The following is a 14,823-nucleotide window of genomic DNA, read 5'->3' as shown; positions in this document are numbered from 1 at the left end:
CTCTATGGTGAAGAAGAACAAGGCATCGGCACGCCCAGCATGAACTTCGGCGAGGAATGGGCTGACACACGCTGCACCATTGATAAGGACACATCAAGCGACACGGTCATTAATGGCACGATGTACTTTGCCTCTATGGATCGCGAGCGAGGTTTTCAACATGCGGTCACCTGGAATATCTCGTGGACCGAGGGCGAAGGCGAGGATGCGAAGCCGTTCGAGGCATCGACGCCCGAGTTTAGCGTTGGAGCTTACGTCGATACAAAGGAACTCCGCTCCGATGACTCGCCTCTCGAGATCAGCCCGTTTTCTATCCAGACACACATCGATGATCTGGGTATTGATGCAGTTGATAATAAGCTGACCGTCAGCTACAAGGATGGATCGGAGCAGATTATCGAAGATGACGACGCAGGGGTGTTCAACTTATATTTTTCTTATGCGCGCAATAGCGGAGAGAACATCTGGCTGCCAACGAAGTTGATCGATGTCGACCAAGTGGTCTCAGTAACGCTTGAGGGCACGAGGTACACGTCAACAGGAGAGACCGAAACAGAAGTACCCTTTACCATCGTTTATTCGTAAAGTCTGGGCCGCTTCCCAAGGGGGGAAGCGGCCTTTTTAGCGTTATATGGACGAGTGGATTGGACGTTATTCGTCTGATTCTCGGAAGAACGTAGCAAATGGATGCGGATCACCGTGAAGAGTGGCGTTTTCCCAGATAAAACCGACCAAAATAAACCTGTCCCTTTTTGGCAGGGAACGTTGCCCCGACGAGCACGTCGGATTCCCGGGCCGGGCGGCACAGGGGTTAAGTTTGTCGCGAGTTCCGCACGAGCCGGAGGCCACTTAATGTGGCCTCCGTGCGAGCCAGGACTGTAGAGCAGCAAACTTAACCCCTGTGCCGCCCGGACCGGGAATCCGCCCACGCGCACAGAAGGGGATTCCTTTTGTGTAGGCTTTGCGGAAATGTGGGTATTTTAGGATACGCCCGGCGGCGTGGTCTGTTGACGACACAGCTAACGCCACGTATCCTATCGAACTGCGTGTTTCGTAGGGGGATGCTGACCCCTCGATTCAAGCCGTTGCACTTTACAGAAAGCTGGAATCATTCGAGAAGGAGTACGCTTTGCCTACTATTAACCAGCTGGTTCGCCAGGGCCGTCGTTCCGTGCCCAAGAAGTCCAAGAACGCTGCTCTGCAGCACAACTCCCAGAAGCGCGGCGTGTGCACCCGCGTCTTCACCACGAGCCCCAAGAAGCCGAACTCGGCTCTTCGTAAGGTTGCCCGTGTTCGCCTTGTCAACGGCATCGAAGTTACTGCTTACATCCCGGGTGAGGGCCACAATCTGCAGGAGCACTCCATCGTGCTCGTCCGCGGCGGTCGTGTCCGTGACCTCCCTGGTGTCCGTTATCACGTCATCCGTGGCGCCTACGACGCTGCTCCGGTCCAGAACCGTATGCAGGCCCGTTCCAAGTACGGTGCTAAGCGCCCCAAGGCTAAATAAGCCAGATAACGTTTTGATACTTTCGCCGTGTGCCGCCTAAGCGCCGCACGGTAGACACTTAAGGAGATTTCACATGCCGCGTCGTGCAGCAGCTAATCGTCGTGAGGTTCAGCCTGACGCCGTTTACAACAACCGCCTGGTGACTCAGCTCATCAACAAGGTCCTTCTTGACGGCAAGAAGGCCACCGCTGAGCGCATCGTTTACACCGCTTTCGAGATCGTTGCCGAGAAGTCCGAGGGTGGCGACGCTCTCGCTACCTTCAAGAAGGCTATGGACAACGTCAAGCCCACGCTCGAGGTTAAGCCCAAGCGTGTCGGTGGCGCTACCTATCAGGTCCCGATGGAGGTCAACTCCCGTCGCTCCACCGCTCTGGGTATCCGCTGGATCGTCAACTTCTCCCGCGCTCGCAAGGAGAAGACCATGGCCGAGCGTCTCGCCAACGAGATTCTCGACGCTTCCAACGGCCTGGGCGCTTCCGTCAAGAAGCGTGAGGACGTCTTCAAGATGGCCGAGGCCAACCGCGCGTTCTCTCACTATCGTTGGTAAGTTAAGGTAAGGAACTAACATGGCTAAGCCTAAGTACAAGCTTTCCGATACCCGTAACATCGGCATCATGGCTCACATCGATGCCGGTAAGACCACCACGACCGAGCGTATTCTTTACTACACCGGTAAGACCCACAAGATCGGTGAGGTCCATGAGGGCGCTGCCACCATGGACTGGATGGTTCAGGAGCAGGAGCGCGGCGTAACCATTACCTCCGCTGCTACCACGTGCTTCTGGAACAAGGACGGTAAGGACTACCGCATCCAGATCATCGACACCCCGGGCCACGTTGACTTCACCGCCGAGGTCGAGCGCTGCCTGCGCGTCCTCGATGGCGCTGTTGCCGTCTTCGACGCCGTTGCCGGCGTTCAGCCCCAGTCTGAGACCGTTTGGCGTCAGGCTTCTACCTTCAACGTCCCCCGCATCGCCTTCATCAACAAGTATGACCGCGTGGGCGCCGACTTCTTCAACGCTATCGAGACCATGAAGGATCGTCTCGACGCTAACGCCGTGGCCGCTCAGGTCCCGATGGGCGCCGAGGACAACTTCTGGGGCGTCATCGACCTGGTCACCATGACTGCATGGGACTTCAAGGCCGACGAGAAGGGCATGACCTACCCCGAGCCGATGGACGAGATCCCGGCTGAGTTTGCCGACATCGCTGCCACCAAGCGCGAGGAGCTCCTCGACGCTGCTGCCAGCTTTGACGACGAGCTCATGGAGAAGATCCTCATGGAGGAGGACTTCACCGTCGAGGAGCTCAAGGCTGCTCTGCGTAAGGGCGTTCTGGCCAACGAGCTCAACCTCGTCTTCGTGGGCTCCGCCTACAAGAACAAGGGCGTCCAGGAGCTGCTCGACGCTGTCGTCGACTACCTGCCCAGCCCGCTCGACGTCGAGGCCGTCACCGGTACCGATCCGGACACCGGCGAGGAGATCCAGCGTCATCCTTCCTTCGACGAGCCCTTCTCCGGCCTGGTCTTCAAGATCATGACCGACCCGTTCGTCGGTAAGCTCACCTACGTCCGCGTTTACTCCGGCCGCGCCGAGTCCGGCTCCTACGTTGTCAACGCTTCCAACGGTCAGCGTGAGCGCCTCGGCCGCATCCTTGAGATGAACGCCGCCGAGCGTATCGACCGTGACGACGCTGCCGCCGGCGACATCGTCGCTTGCGTCGGCTTCAAGAACTCCACCACCGGTGACACCCTGTGCGCCGAGGGCAAGGAGATCGTCCTCGAGAAGATCGAGTTCGCTAAGCCCGTTATCGACGTTGCCATCGAGCCCAAGACCAAGGCCGAGCAGGACAAGATGTCCCTGGCTCTGACCAAGCTCGCCGAGGAGGACCCGACCTTCCAGGTGTCCACCAACCACGAGACCGGCCAGACCATCATCGCCGGCATGGGTGAGCTGCACCTCGAGATCATCGTCGACCGTCTGCTCCGTGAGTTCAAGGTTGACGCTAACGTCGGTAAGCCCCAGGTTGCCTACCGCGAGACCGCTGGTCACGACGTCGAGAAGGCTGAGGGCAAGTTCGTCCGTCAGTCCGGCGGTCGCGGTCAGTACGGCCACGCTGTCATCAAGCTCGAGAAGATGGAGGAGGGCTTCGGCTACGAGTTCGTCAACGCTATCGTCGGCGGCGTCGTGCCCAAGGAGTACATCCCGTCCATCGACAAGGGCATCCAGGAGGCCCTGAACACCGGTGTTATCGCCGGCTTCCCGGTCCTCGACGTTAAGGTCACCCTGTTCGACGGTTCTTACCACGAGGTCGACTCCTCCGAGGCCGCCTTCAAGATCGCCGGTTCCATGGCTATCAAGGACGCCCTCAAGAAGTCCGATCCGCAGCTGCTCGAGCCGATCATGGCTGTCGAGGTCGAGACCCCCGAGCAGTACATGGGCGACGTTATGGGCAACCTCTCCGGTCGCCGCGGCAAGATCGAGGGCATGGAGGATCGCAAGAACAGCAAGCTCATCCGTGCCAAGGTGCCGCTGGGCGAGATGTTCGGTTACGCTACCGACCTTCGCTCCCAGACCCAGGGCCGTGCATCCTACACGATGCAGTTCGACTCTTATGAGCCCGCGCCCAAGTCCATCGTGGACGAGGTCATGAGCAAGAACGCCTAAGTTCGAGCTCCCTGTTACGTAATCCTGCGAGAACATCTCTCGCACTCTTTGGAGGTTTAAGTTGGCTACCCAGAAGATCCGCATTCGCCTCAAGGGCTATGATCACGAGGTCGTCGATCAGTCCGCGAAGCTCATCGTCGAGACCGCTCAGAAGACCGGCGCTCGCGTTTCCGGTCCTGTCCCCCTGCCCACCGAGCGCAACCTGTACACGGTTATCCGCTCGCCGCACGTGAACAAGGACTCCCGTGAGCAGTTCGAGATGCGCACTCACAAGCGCCTCATCGACATCCTCGACCCCACCTCGGGCACCGTTGATTCGCTCATGCGTCTCGACCTCCCCGCTGGCGTCGACATCGACATCAAGCTCTAAGCGATATCGCTCATAGCTTAAAGGGCCCCGCTGCCGTTACGGTAGCGGGGCCCTTTTGTTTAGCGTGATGGGATTGGACCGCCGGATAAGGCTGCCGAGCGGCTGGCTGTGGCGCCCTATTCGCTCGCGGGACGCAGCGATGCCTCCTCAAAATGGAAGGATCGCAAACCGCCTTCCGTTTCGATACACGCGCGACCAAAGCCATCGACGGTTTTAAAGATGCCGCGTGCCAGCTCGTCGCCGGCAGGGGAACGGGCGATAACATGCTCCCCAATCCAATTGAGGTGAGTGACATATTCGCCGTGGACGGGCGCGAGCGGTCCGGCGTCTTCTTCCATGGCGTTAAGACGCTCTGCCCACGCATCTACAGCGTCTATAACTGCGTGATAGACCTCATCGAGGAGCATGTTGACGGTGGGAACGCTCTCGTTAAGGTCCGAGAGGCCAATTGCCGCCAGGCCGCCATCGGGTACCTCTTGGGGCGTGTAGTTTGCGTTGACGCCAATGCCGCAGACGGCGAAGGGCTTGCCTTCGTTATCGCGTGCGGCCTCGACCAGAATGCCGCCGAGCTTGCGTCCTCGCGCGACAAGGTCGTTGGGCCATTTAAGGCGAATCTCGTTTGCAAGACCCTGCTTTTCGAGTGCTTCGAGCACCGCCAGGCCGCTGACGGCGGCAAGACCAGAGAACTTTGCTGGATTAACGCATGGGCGCAGGACAATCGAAAGCAATAAGTTGCCGACGGTTGAGTCCCACTTGTGCCCGCGCCGGCCGCGTCCTGCTGTTTGAGCCCGGGCGGCAAGTCCTGTGCCGTGCGGCGCTCCCTGTTTTCCTGCTTCGAGCAGGTCATCGTTGGTCGATCCGGTTACGTCGACTATCGTTAATTTGGCATCCATAACGGTTGCTACCTCCTAAGTTAATAAGGCAATCGCGTAATGGTGTCGAGAGATAGACACAATGTGAAGCCTTTGTCGCATTTGGACAATTTAATGTTAACACGTCAACAACGTCTAAAATGCGCTATCCTCTCTTGGTCGATGTAAACACGTCAACAACGCAAAGGAGGCTAGTGATGGGTTTCACGATTCTTGGAACAGGCTCGGCGCTTCCTGAGCGCAGTGTTTCCAATGACGAGCTGTCTGAGTTCCTCGATACCTCGGATGAGTGGATTTTTACCCGCACCGGTATCAAGAGCCGCCACGTCTGCACCACCGAGTCACTTGACGACCTTGCCGTAGCGGCGAGCGAGCGGGCACTCCAGGTGTCCGGAATCGACGCGAGCCAGCTGGATCTGATCGTCTGCTCGACGACGACGGGTGACCACCTTGTTCCCGCTGAGGCGTGTGCCGTTGCTGAGCGACTAGGCGCGACGTGCCCTGCCTTCGATGTCTCGGCGGCCTGCGCCGGCTTCGTATTTGCGCTCGATGTCGCCGAGGGCTATATCGCCCGCGGCCGTGCCGAGCGCGCGCTTGTCGTTGCTGCCGAGCAGATGACGCGTGCGCTCGACTGGACCGACCGTGCCACCTGCGTGCTCTTTGGCGATGGGGCAGGCGCCGCAGTGATTGAGGCTGGGGGAGACAGCCCCCTTGCCGTTGAGCTTTCGACGGCGCCCGACGTCGAGACGTTGCGCGTTCCCGGTCTGGTCGGCATCTCGCCGTTTAAGGCCTCCGCAGATAGCGAGAGCGTGCTGTCCATGAACGGCCGCCGTGTGTTCAAGTTCGGCGTCAACGCCATCTGCGACACGGTCCATAAGCTTGCGAGCGATGCGGGCATTTCGGTCGAAGACATCGATCATTTTGTATTCCATCAGGCTAACGAACGAATCCTGAGCCAGGCGGTCAAGCGCCTGGGCGTGCCGGACGAGCGCGTGGTTCGCACGTTGCGCGAGACCGGCAACATTTCGAGCGCATGCATTCCGCTTGCCCTCGACCGGCTGGCAAACGCCGGTGCACTTCACACGGGCGACACCATCGCCTTGGTTGGATTTGGCGCCGGTCTGGATATAGGTGGCTATCTGCTTCGTTGGAAGTAGTCGCACATAGGAAATAAAAACGCCCTAGGGCACAAACAAAGGAGAACTACCATGGCAGATCAGAAGACCTTCGAGCGCGTTTGCGACGTTATCCGCGAGACCGCCGGCCTTGACGACGTCGAGATGAAGCCCGAGTCCACGCTCGAGGAGATTGGCCTCGACAGCCTGGGCACCGTCGAGATTCTCGTCGCCGTTGAGGACGAGTTTGGCATCCAGCTCGATACCGAGGAGAACCCCAAGACGGTCGGCGAGTTCGCCGATACGGTTGAGGCGGCATTGGAGAAGTAGAGATGCTCAAGACTCCTCTCTGCGATCTGCTCGGCATCGAGAAACCCGTGTTCCAGGGCGGTATGGCCTGGATTGCCGATGCGTCGCTGGCATCGGCCGTATCCGAGGCGGGTGGCTTAGGGATTATCGCGGCCATGAACGCCGACGCCAACTGGCTGCGCGACCAGATTCACGAGCTGCGCGCCAGGACGGATAAGCCCTTTGGCGTCAACGTCATGCTCATGAGCCCGTTTGCCGACGAGGTCGCGCAGGTCGTGATTGACGAGCGAGTGCCGGTCGTCGTGACGGGCGCCGGCAATCCCGCCAAGTACATGAAGGCGTGGAACGAGGCGGGCATCAAGGTCATCCCGGTCGTTGCCTCGGTGGCGCTGGCGCGCCTCGTGGCACGTCGTGGAGCCACGGCGGTTGTTGCCGAGGGTACCGAATCGGGCGGCCATATTGGCGAGACCTCGACGATGGCACTGGTGCCGCAGGTCGTCGATGCGGTTGACATTCCCGTTGTGGCCGCCGGCGGTATTGCCGACGGCCGCGGCGTGGCGGCCGCCTTTATGCTGGGCGCCGAAGGCGTGCAAGTGGGTACGCGCTTTCTGGTCGCAGACGAGTGCACCGTCTCGGAGCAGTACAAAGAGATGGTCCTGAAGGCCAACGACACTTCGACGCGTGCGACCGGTCGCTCGACGGGACATCCGGTGCGCGCCCTCAAGAGCCCCTTCACTAACGCGTATGCCAAGAGCGAGGCGGCGGGCGCAAGCTCCGAAGAGCTCGGGGCCATGGGCACGGGCGCCCTTCGCAAGGCCGCCAAGGACGGCAATTACGAAGAGGGTTCGTTTTTGTGTGGACAGATTGCCGGCATGGTCAACGAGTGCCAGAGCGCACGTGAAATCGTTGACGATCTGGTCGATGGCGCCGAGCGCGTCCTGAAGGGTGCGTCCGCATGGGTAGCGTAGCGTTTCTGTTTGCCGGCCAGGGTGCCCAACACCCCGCGATGGGCGTCGACCTGATCGAGGCATCGCCGGCGGCCGCCGAGGTGTTCGCCATTGTCGACGAGGTGCGCCCGGGGACCAGCGAGCAGTGCCGGAGCGCCTCCAAGGAGGAGCTCTCGCAGACCGAGAACACGCAGCCGTGCGTGTTCGTTCACGACCTGGCGGCGGCTACCGCTCTGCGTGAGCGCGGCGTGGTGCCTGCCGCCTGTGCGGGATTCTCGCTGGGCGAGGTCGCCGCGCTCACCTTTGCGGGGGCATTCGATACGCGAGCGGGCTTTGAGCTCGTGTGCGAGCGCGCGGCGCTGATGGCCGCGGCTGCCGAGCGTCACCCCGGCGGCATGCGTGCCGTCATCAAGCTCGATGCGGTGCAAGTCGAGGGCCTGGCAAAACAGGCCGGCGAGGACTGCTGGCCAGTCAACTACAACAGCCCACAGCAGACGGTTGTGGCCGGAGCGCCCGAGGCGCTGCAGGAGCTCGACGTCCTAGTAAAAGAGGCTGGCGGCCGCGCCATGAAGGTCGCGGTGTCGGGTGCATTTCATAGCCCCTATATGGCCGAGGCGACCTGTGGCCTTGCCGCATATATTGAGGCCGGTCACGCGCCGTCCCCGTTGCTCATTCCTGTTTTGGCAAATATGACAGCGGCGCCCTATCCGGCGGACCCCCAGACGGCATCGGGTGTCTTGGCCAATCAGGTGAGCCATGCCGTGCGCTGGGTCGATACGCTGCATGCTCTGCAGGATCAAGGCATCGACACATTTATTGAGGTCGGCCCCGGCAAAACGCTGTCCGGCCTGGTCAAGCGAACGTTGAGCGACGTTCGTGTGTATTCGTGCGAGACGGCCGAGCAGGTCGCAGCTATTGCCGACGAGCTCGCATAGTCCACAGGGCTGTAACCCGAAAGGAATGACATGGGCAACTTGAACAACGGCACGCTCGAGCGCGACGGATCGCGCCGCGTGACACTGGTCACGGGCGGCTCGCGCGGCATCGGCCGCGCCTGCGCTGTCGGTCTGGCGGAGGACGGCTTTGATATCGCCGTCGTTTATGCCGGCAGCGTCGATGCGGCGCGCGAGACGTGCGAAGCCTGCGAGGCCGCTGGTGCCACAGCTCGCGCATATCAATGCGACGTGGCCGATCCCGCTGCCGTCAACGCGTGCGTGGAAGCGGTCCTCAACGACTTTGGCTCCATTTGGGCGCTCGTCAACAACGCTGGCATCACCCGCGATGGCCTGCTCATGCGCATGGGCGATGACGCCTTCGATCGTGTGCTCGATGTCAATCTTAAAGGAACGTTTAACATGACGCGCACGCTCACCAAGACCTTTATGCGCCAGCGCGGCGGCTGCGTCGTCAACATGAGCTCGGTTGTGGGCCTGATGGGCAATGCCGGGCAAGCCAACTACGCTGCCTCCAAGGCGGGCGTGATCGGCCTGACCAAGGCGGTGGCGCGCGAGCTTGCGCCCCGCGGCGTACGAGTGAACGCGGTCGCCCCCGGGTTTGTCGAGACAGATATGACGGCAAAGCTCTCGGAGAAGGTTCGCGCGGCAACCGAGGAGCAGATTCCCCTTAAGCGCATGGCGCGCCCCGAGGAAGTGGCCGGCGTGGTGCGCTTTTTGGCGAGCGATGCGGCTTCCTACATTACGGGCGAGGTTGTACGCGTTGACGGCGGAATGGCGATGTAGAAATCAGGGCCGAAGAACGGCTTGGATGAGGAGACCATGATGGAACAGAGAGTTGCAATCACCGGCATAGGTGCCGTATCGCCGCTCGGCAACACCGCGCTTGCCACCTGGGCGGCAATGTGCGCTGGCACGTGCGGCATCGGCCCGATTACGCACTTCGATACCGATGCATTTGCCGTCAAGGTGGCGGCCGAGGTCAAGGGCTTTGACGGCAACGAGTACTTTGGCAAGCGTGACGCCAAGCATCTGGACCCTTGCGTTCAGTTTGCGATGGCAGCTTCGGACGAGGCGATGCACGATGCGGGCTTTGATGTCGAAGGCGCCATCGATCGCGAGCGCCTGGGCGTCTACGTGGGCTCGGGCGTGGGCGGCATGCAGACGCTTGTCGACAACGTCCATACGATTGCCGACCGCGGGCCCCGCCGCGCATCGCCCTATATGATCGCGATGATGATTCCCAACATGGCTTCGGGCAACATCGCGATTCGCCATAAGGCAAAGGGCCCGACCCTGCCCGTGGTGACCGCGTGCGCAACCTCGGCCCATGCGGTGGGCGAGGCGTTCCGCGCCATCAAGCACGGCTATGCCGATGCGATTCTCGCCGGCGGTGCCGAGGCCGCAATTATCCCCGATGCCGTTGCGGGCTTTACGTCCTGCCGCGCATTGACCACCAACCCTGATCCCGCGACGGCTTGCCGCCCGTTCGATGTAGACCGCGATGGCTTTGTGATGGGCGAGGGCGCCTGCGTGCTGGTACTCGAGAGCATGGAACATGCGCAGGCGCGCGGTGCGCACATTTATGCCGAGGTCGTGGGCTACGGCAACACCGATGATGCCTATCACATCACGAGCCCTGATCCCGAGGCTGCCGGCATTGCCCGCGCGATATCGCTGGCGGTGACCGAGGGCGACGTCAAGCCTTCCGAGGGCCTCTACATCAATGCCCACGGCACCTCGACCAAGCTCAACGATTCGTCCGAGACGGCGGGCATTAAGCGTGCGCTCGGCGAGGACGCGGCGCGCGCCGCGCACGTCTCGTCGACTAAGTCGATGACCGGCCACATGATCGGTGCCACGGGTGCCATCGAGGTCATGGCCTGCGCCATGGCGCTCGAGCAGGGCGTGGTGCCGCCGACCATTAACTACCACACGCCCGATCCCGCCTGCGATCTTGACTACACGCCCAATCGCGCGGTTCGCGCCGACCTTACCTGGGCGCTTTCGACCAACCTGGGCTTTGGCGGGCACAACGCCGCCATCGCGCTGCGTAGATATACGAGGAGCTAGAGCATGGATTCCAAAAGACTTGCCGAGATAGCCGATGTTATGGAGGACCGCGGCCTCACGCGCGTACGCGTTGAGGAGCCCGATGGCACCGCGGTCGAACTCGAGCGCGCGAGCGCCGCGCAGCCGGTTGCCGTGCCCATGCCTATGCCGGGTGCCGTGACTGCTCCGGCGATGGCTCCCGTCGCCATGCCTGCCGCCGCACCGGAGCCCGCCGCGCAGACACCTGCCGCCGCACCGGAGCCCAAGGGCACCGAGGTGACCGCTCCCATGGTCGGCGTTTTCTATGCTGCCCCGGCGCCGGGCGACGAGCCGTTTGTGCACGTGGGCTCCAAGGTCAAGGCTGGCGAGACCCTTTGCATCATCGAGGCCATGAAGGTTCTCAACGAGGTGACGGCAGAGGCGGATGGCGAGGTGCTCGAGATCTGCGTGGCCGACGGCGACCTCGTGGAGTTCGGCAGCTGCCTCATGAGGATCGGATAGGTGATATCCATGAACAAAGAAGAGCTTAAGGAACTGTTGCCGCATCGCGAACCGATGCTTTTGCTCGACGAGGCCGAGCTGGTGGGCGACGAGGCCCACGGCAAGATCACGATCACGGGCGACGAGTACTTTTTGCAGGGGCATTTTCCGGGAAACCCGGTGGTCCCCGGCGTGATTCAGTGCGAGATGCTCGCCCAAAACTGTTGCGTGCTGCTGATGGGCGATGAGGAGGCGCGCGGCGCGACGCCGTTCTACACGAGTCTGGACAAGGTGCGCTTTAAGCGTCCGGTGCGCCCGGGCGACACGGTTGATCTGGTGTGCTCCATCACGCGTGCGCGCGGGCCGTTCCGCTTTGCGACGGGTACTGCGAGCGTCAACGGTGAGGTTTGCTGCCGCGCCGATATGTCTTTTGCACTCATGCGCGAAAGTTAAGGAAGGCTTCATGTTCGACAAAGTGCTCATCGCCAACCGCGGCGAAGTCGCGGTCCGTGTTATCCGCGCGTGCCGCGATATGGGCATCAAGACCGTCGCCGTCTACTCCACGGCCGATGCGGACGCGCTGCACGTGCAGCTTGCCGACGAGGCGTATTGCATCGGCGGCCCGCGTCTTGCCGAGAGCTACCTCAACGACGATGCTGTGCTCACCTGTGCCGTGAAGTCGGGAGCTAAGGCAATTCATCCCGGCTATGGCTTTTTCTCCGAGAAGGCGAGCTTCGTGCGCGACTGCGACAAGTATGGCCTGGCGTTTGTTGGTCCTTCGGCCAAGGTGATCGACAGCATGGGCGACAAGGACGCCGCACGTCGAACGGCTGCCGCGGCGGGCGTGCCCATCGTTCCGGGCTGCGATTTGCTCAAAAGTCCCGAGGAGGCAACGGCCGAGGCTGAGCGCATTGGCTGCCCCGTGCTTATTAAGGCGCGTGCGGGCGGCGGCGGTCGCGGTATTCGTAAGGTCGAGCGCGTGGAAGATGCGGCAAAGGCCTTTATTGAAGCACGAGCCGAGGGCGAGGCCGTTTTTGGCGACGGCGAGTGCTACATGGAGAAGTTCGTCGCGCCGGCGCATCACGTTGAGGTACAGATTATGGCCGATAAGCAGGGCCATGTGTTTTCGCTCGGCGAGCGCGAGTGCTCGGTGCAGCGGCGCAACCAAAAGCTAATCGAGGAGAGCCCCGCGCCGTGCCTCGACGGACACGACGACATTCGTGCTCGCATGCACAAGGCAGCGCGTGACCTGGCTCGTGCCGTCGGCTACGAAGGAGCCGGTACCATCGAGTTCCTGTATTCGGACGACGGCAATTTCTACTTTATGGAAATGAACACGCGCTTACAGGTGGAGCATCCGGTTACGGAGTTTGTGACCGATACCGACTTGGTCAAGTGGCAGCTGCGCGTGGCGGCCGGCCAGCCTCTGCCCTTTGAGCAGGAGGACATGCCGGTCCGCAACCACGCTATGGAGTGCCGCATCAATGCCGAAACGCCGGACTTTCTGCCGTCATGCGGAACGGTCACCGCGTTGCGTGTGCCGGGTGGTCCGCGCGTGCGCTGGGATTCCGCCATGTTTGCCGGTGCGAAAGTTTCGCCGTACTACGACTCCATGCTCGGCAAGCTCATCGTGTGTGCGCCCACACGTGACGGCGCCATTCGCAAGATGCGCTCGGCCCTGGGCGAGCTCGTGATTGAGGGCGTGAGCGAAAACAGCGAGCTTCAGCTCGACGTGCTGGCAAACGACGAGTTCTTGTCGGGCATGTATCACACCGATCTAATGGGGCATCTCTATGCTGATGAATAGAAAAGCGAAGACGGTCAACGTCCTCGAGGGACCGATGACCGAGTCGTGCGCCGAGTTTCCCGCGCGCCACGTGTTTATCAAGTGCCCGGAGTGCCGCCGCGTGATCGATGAGGCGCGCCTGCACGACAACCTCGAGGTCTGCCCTCGTTGCGGCAAACACTTTCGCGTGAGCGGGCGCGACCGCATGCGCATGACGATTGACGAGGGCACGTTTGAGGAATGGGATGCCAGTCTGGCGCCGGAGGACTTCCTTTCGTTTCCCGGCTATGCCGACAAGCTCAAGAGCGTGAGCGAACGTTCGGGCGAGCGCGATGCCGTTGTGTGCGGCAAGGGCAAAATCTGCGGTTGCGATACGGCGCTCTTCTTTATGGACGCCAACTTTATGATGGGCTCGATGGGTTCCGTGGTGGGCGAGAAGATCTGCCGCACATTTGAGCGTGCGACCGAGCTGGGACTGCCGGTCGTTGGCTTTACCGTATCGGGTGGCGCCCGCATGCAGGAGGGCGTGACCTCGCTCATGCAGATGGCCAAGATTTCTGCGGCGGTTAGGCGCCATAGCGAGGCGGGCGGCCTGTATATCACGGTGCTCACTGACCCCACGACCGGAGGCGTAACCGCGAGCTTTGCCATGGAGGGCGATATTATCCTGGCCGAGCCCGATGCCCTGACGGCATTTGCCGGCCCGCGCGTGATCGAGCAGAACATGCACAAGCGCCTGCCCAAGGGATTCCAGCGCTCCGAGTTTTTACTGGAGCACGGCTTTTGCGATGCCGTTGTTCCGCGTGGCGAGATTGCGCTCACGGTAGGCGAGCTGCTGGCGCTGCACGAAGGGCACGCGCCCGGCTTGGGGGCACCGCATGAGATCGTGCATACGGGTCGCCGTGGCAAAAAGCTGGGACACTTGTTCAAGCGCTCGACCGCACCAAAAACCGCGCTCGAGATTGTCAAGCAGACCCGCTCGGCAGATCGCGCCACGGCAGGCGAGATGATCTCGCTGGGCCTGGATGGATTTGTGGAGCTGCACGGCGACCGCTACTTTGGCGACGACGCTGCTGTGGTGGCTGGCATTGGCTGGAAAGACGGACGCCCCGTAACGGTCATCGCCATCGAGCGCGGCACCACGACCAAAGAGCGCATGCGTCGCAACTTTGGTATGGCACATCCCGAGGGCTACCGCAAAGCGCGTCGCCTGATGCGCCAGGCCGAAAAGTTTGGTCGACCGGTTCTGTGCCTGGTCGATACTTCGGGCGCGTTTTGCGGCATCGGTGCCGAGGAACGCGGCCAGGGTGAGGCGATTGCCCAGAACCTCATGGAGATGAGCGGCCTTAAGACGCCGATTGTCTCGGTGGTGACAGGCGAGGGCGGCTCTGGTGGCGCGCTGGCGCTGTCCGTGGCCGACCGCATCCTGATGCTCTCGAGCTCGGCCTATTCGGTCGTGAGCCCCGAGGCCTGTGCGTCGATCCTGTGGAAGGATACCGAGCGCGCGAATGAGGCCGCCGAGGCGCTTAAGCTCACGGCCCCCGATCTGCTGGCGCTCGGCATCATTGACGGCATTGTTGACGATAAGGGCCTGTCGCATGAGGAGATCGCCGGTGCCGTCATGTCCTCGGCATTTGATGCCTTCGATGCGCTTGGGCAGCTCGACGACGCGACCCTCACAAACCTCCGCTACGAAAAGTACCGCGCAATCGGTCAGTACCGCACGATGTGACAAAGGGACAGCCCGCATGTCATATTGGGAAAGG

Annotated in this window: 16 protein-coding genes; 15 read left to right on the top strand and 1 reads right to left on the bottom strand. The window is 61.5% G+C overall.

The annotated features are described in order from the left end of the window. The 5 genes from AB5405_RS01485 to rpsJ all read left to right on the top strand — a co-directional run. Nucleotides 1–585: hypothetical protein (locus AB5405_RS01485; RefSeq protein ID WP_368137348.1), on the top strand; the 585-nt coding region annotated here is incomplete at its 5' end. 544 nt (nucleotides 586–1,129) lie between these two features. Beyond that, complete coding sequence (gene rpsL, locus AB5405_RS01480; RefSeq protein WP_006235012.1) at nucleotides 1,130–1,507, top strand: 30S ribosomal protein S12; 378 nt, start codon at nucleotides 1,130–1,132, stop codon at nucleotides 1,505–1,507. 73 nt (nucleotides 1,508–1,580) lie between these two features. Next, entirely contained in the window at nucleotides 1,581–2,054 is a 474-nt protein-coding gene (rpsG, locus tag AB5405_RS01475) for a 30S ribosomal protein S7 (RefSeq protein WP_006235013.1), read from the top strand. Between the two features lie 19 nt (nucleotides 2,055–2,073). Next, nucleotides 2,074–4,173, top strand: coding sequence for an elongation factor G (gene fusA, locus AB5405_RS01470; protein WP_022094183.1), 2,100 nt, complete (start codon nucleotides 2,074–2,076; stop codon nucleotides 4,171–4,173). A gap of 61 nt (nucleotides 4,174–4,234) precedes the next feature. After that, nucleotides 4,235–4,543 carry a 30S ribosomal protein S10 gene (gene rpsJ / locus AB5405_RS01465; protein ID WP_022094184.1) on the top strand — a complete coding sequence of 103 codons (309 nt, stop codon included), beginning with the start codon at nucleotides 4,235–4,237 and terminating at the stop codon, nucleotides 4,541–4,543. A gap of 116 nt (nucleotides 4,544–4,659) precedes the next feature. Here rpsJ and AB5405_RS01460 read toward each other — a convergent pair whose 3' ends face one another. After that, entirely contained in the window at nucleotides 4,660–5,436 is a 777-nt protein-coding gene (locus AB5405_RS01460) for a biotin--[acetyl-CoA-carboxylase] ligase (RefSeq protein WP_368137347.1), read from the bottom strand. A gap of 176 nt (nucleotides 5,437–5,612) precedes the next feature. On the opposite strand from AB5405_RS01460, the gene AB5405_RS01455 reads away from it, so the two are divergent. From AB5405_RS01455 to accD, 10 genes are read left to right on the top strand one after another with little or no spacing between them, the layout of a single operon-like run. After that, a complete protein-coding gene (locus AB5405_RS01455; RefSeq protein ID WP_368137345.1) occupies nucleotides 5,613–6,572 on the top strand; it encodes a 3-oxoacyl-ACP synthase III family protein in 960 nt (319 codons plus the stop codon). Between the two features lie 51 nt (nucleotides 6,573–6,623). Then, nucleotides 6,624–6,860, top strand: a complete 237-nt coding sequence (locus AB5405_RS01450) for an acyl carrier protein (RefSeq protein ID WP_006235019.1) — start codon at nucleotides 6,624–6,626, stop codon at nucleotides 6,858–6,860. Nucleotides 6,861–6,862: 2 nt separating this feature from the next. Beyond that, nucleotides 6,863–7,807 carry an enoyl-[acyl-carrier-protein] reductase FabK gene (gene fabK, locus AB5405_RS01445; protein WP_368137343.1) on the top strand — a complete coding sequence of 315 codons (945 nt, stop codon included), beginning with the start codon at nucleotides 6,863–6,865 and terminating at the stop codon, nucleotides 7,805–7,807. Then, complete coding sequence (locus AB5405_RS01440; protein ID WP_368137342.1) at nucleotides 7,795–8,721, top strand: ACP S-malonyltransferase; 927 nt, start codon at nucleotides 7,795–7,797, stop codon at nucleotides 8,719–8,721. The genes fabK and AB5405_RS01440 overlap by 13 nt, the downstream gene beginning before the upstream one ends. Before the next feature lie 30 nt (nucleotides 8,722–8,751). Then, entirely contained in the window at nucleotides 8,752–9,525 is a 774-nt protein-coding gene (gene fabG, locus AB5405_RS01435) for a 3-oxoacyl-[acyl-carrier-protein] reductase (protein WP_368137341.1), read from the top strand. Nucleotides 9,526–9,564: 39 nt separating this feature from the next. Then, the gene (fabF, locus tag AB5405_RS01430) at nucleotides 9,565–10,812 is read left to right on the top strand and encodes a beta-ketoacyl-ACP synthase II (RefSeq protein ID WP_368137340.1); all 1,248 of its coding nucleotides are present in this window, start codon (nucleotides 9,565–9,567) and stop codon (nucleotides 10,810–10,812) included. 3 nt (nucleotides 10,813–10,815) lie between these two features. Continuing rightward, nucleotides 10,816–11,292 (top strand): acetyl-CoA carboxylase biotin carboxyl carrier protein, encoded by a 477-nt coding sequence (gene accB / locus AB5405_RS01425; RefSeq protein WP_368137339.1) that lies wholly within the window; start codon nucleotides 10,816–10,818, stop codon nucleotides 11,290–11,292. 9 nt (nucleotides 11,293–11,301) lie between these two features. After that, the gene (gene fabZ, locus AB5405_RS01420; protein ID WP_368137338.1) at nucleotides 11,302–11,724 is read left to right on the top strand and encodes a 3-hydroxyacyl-ACP dehydratase FabZ; all 423 of its coding nucleotides are present in this window, start codon (nucleotides 11,302–11,304) and stop codon (nucleotides 11,722–11,724) included. Between the two features lie 10 nt (nucleotides 11,725–11,734). Further along, a complete protein-coding gene (locus AB5405_RS01415) occupies nucleotides 11,735–13,078 on the top strand; it encodes an acetyl-CoA carboxylase biotin carboxylase subunit (RefSeq protein WP_368137337.1) in 1,344 nt (447 codons plus the stop codon). Beyond that, on the top strand, nucleotides 13,071–14,789 hold the full coding sequence (gene accD / locus AB5405_RS01410) for an acetyl-CoA carboxylase, carboxyltransferase subunit beta (RefSeq protein WP_368137335.1): 1,719 nt from the start codon (nucleotides 13,071–13,073) through the stop codon (nucleotides 14,787–14,789). Before AB5405_RS01415 ends, accD begins: the two co-directional genes overlap by 8 nt. Nucleotides 14,790–14,823: the final 34 nt, after the last annotated feature.

It is taken from the genome of Collinsella aerofaciens, assembly GCF_040920445.1.
Taxonomy (GTDB): Bacteria; Actinomycetota; Coriobacteriia; order Coriobacteriales; family Coriobacteriaceae; genus Collinsella; species Collinsella aerofaciens_BH.
Note: the sequence above shows the minus strand (reverse complement) of the source record. Positions and strands in the feature narration are given on the sequence as shown.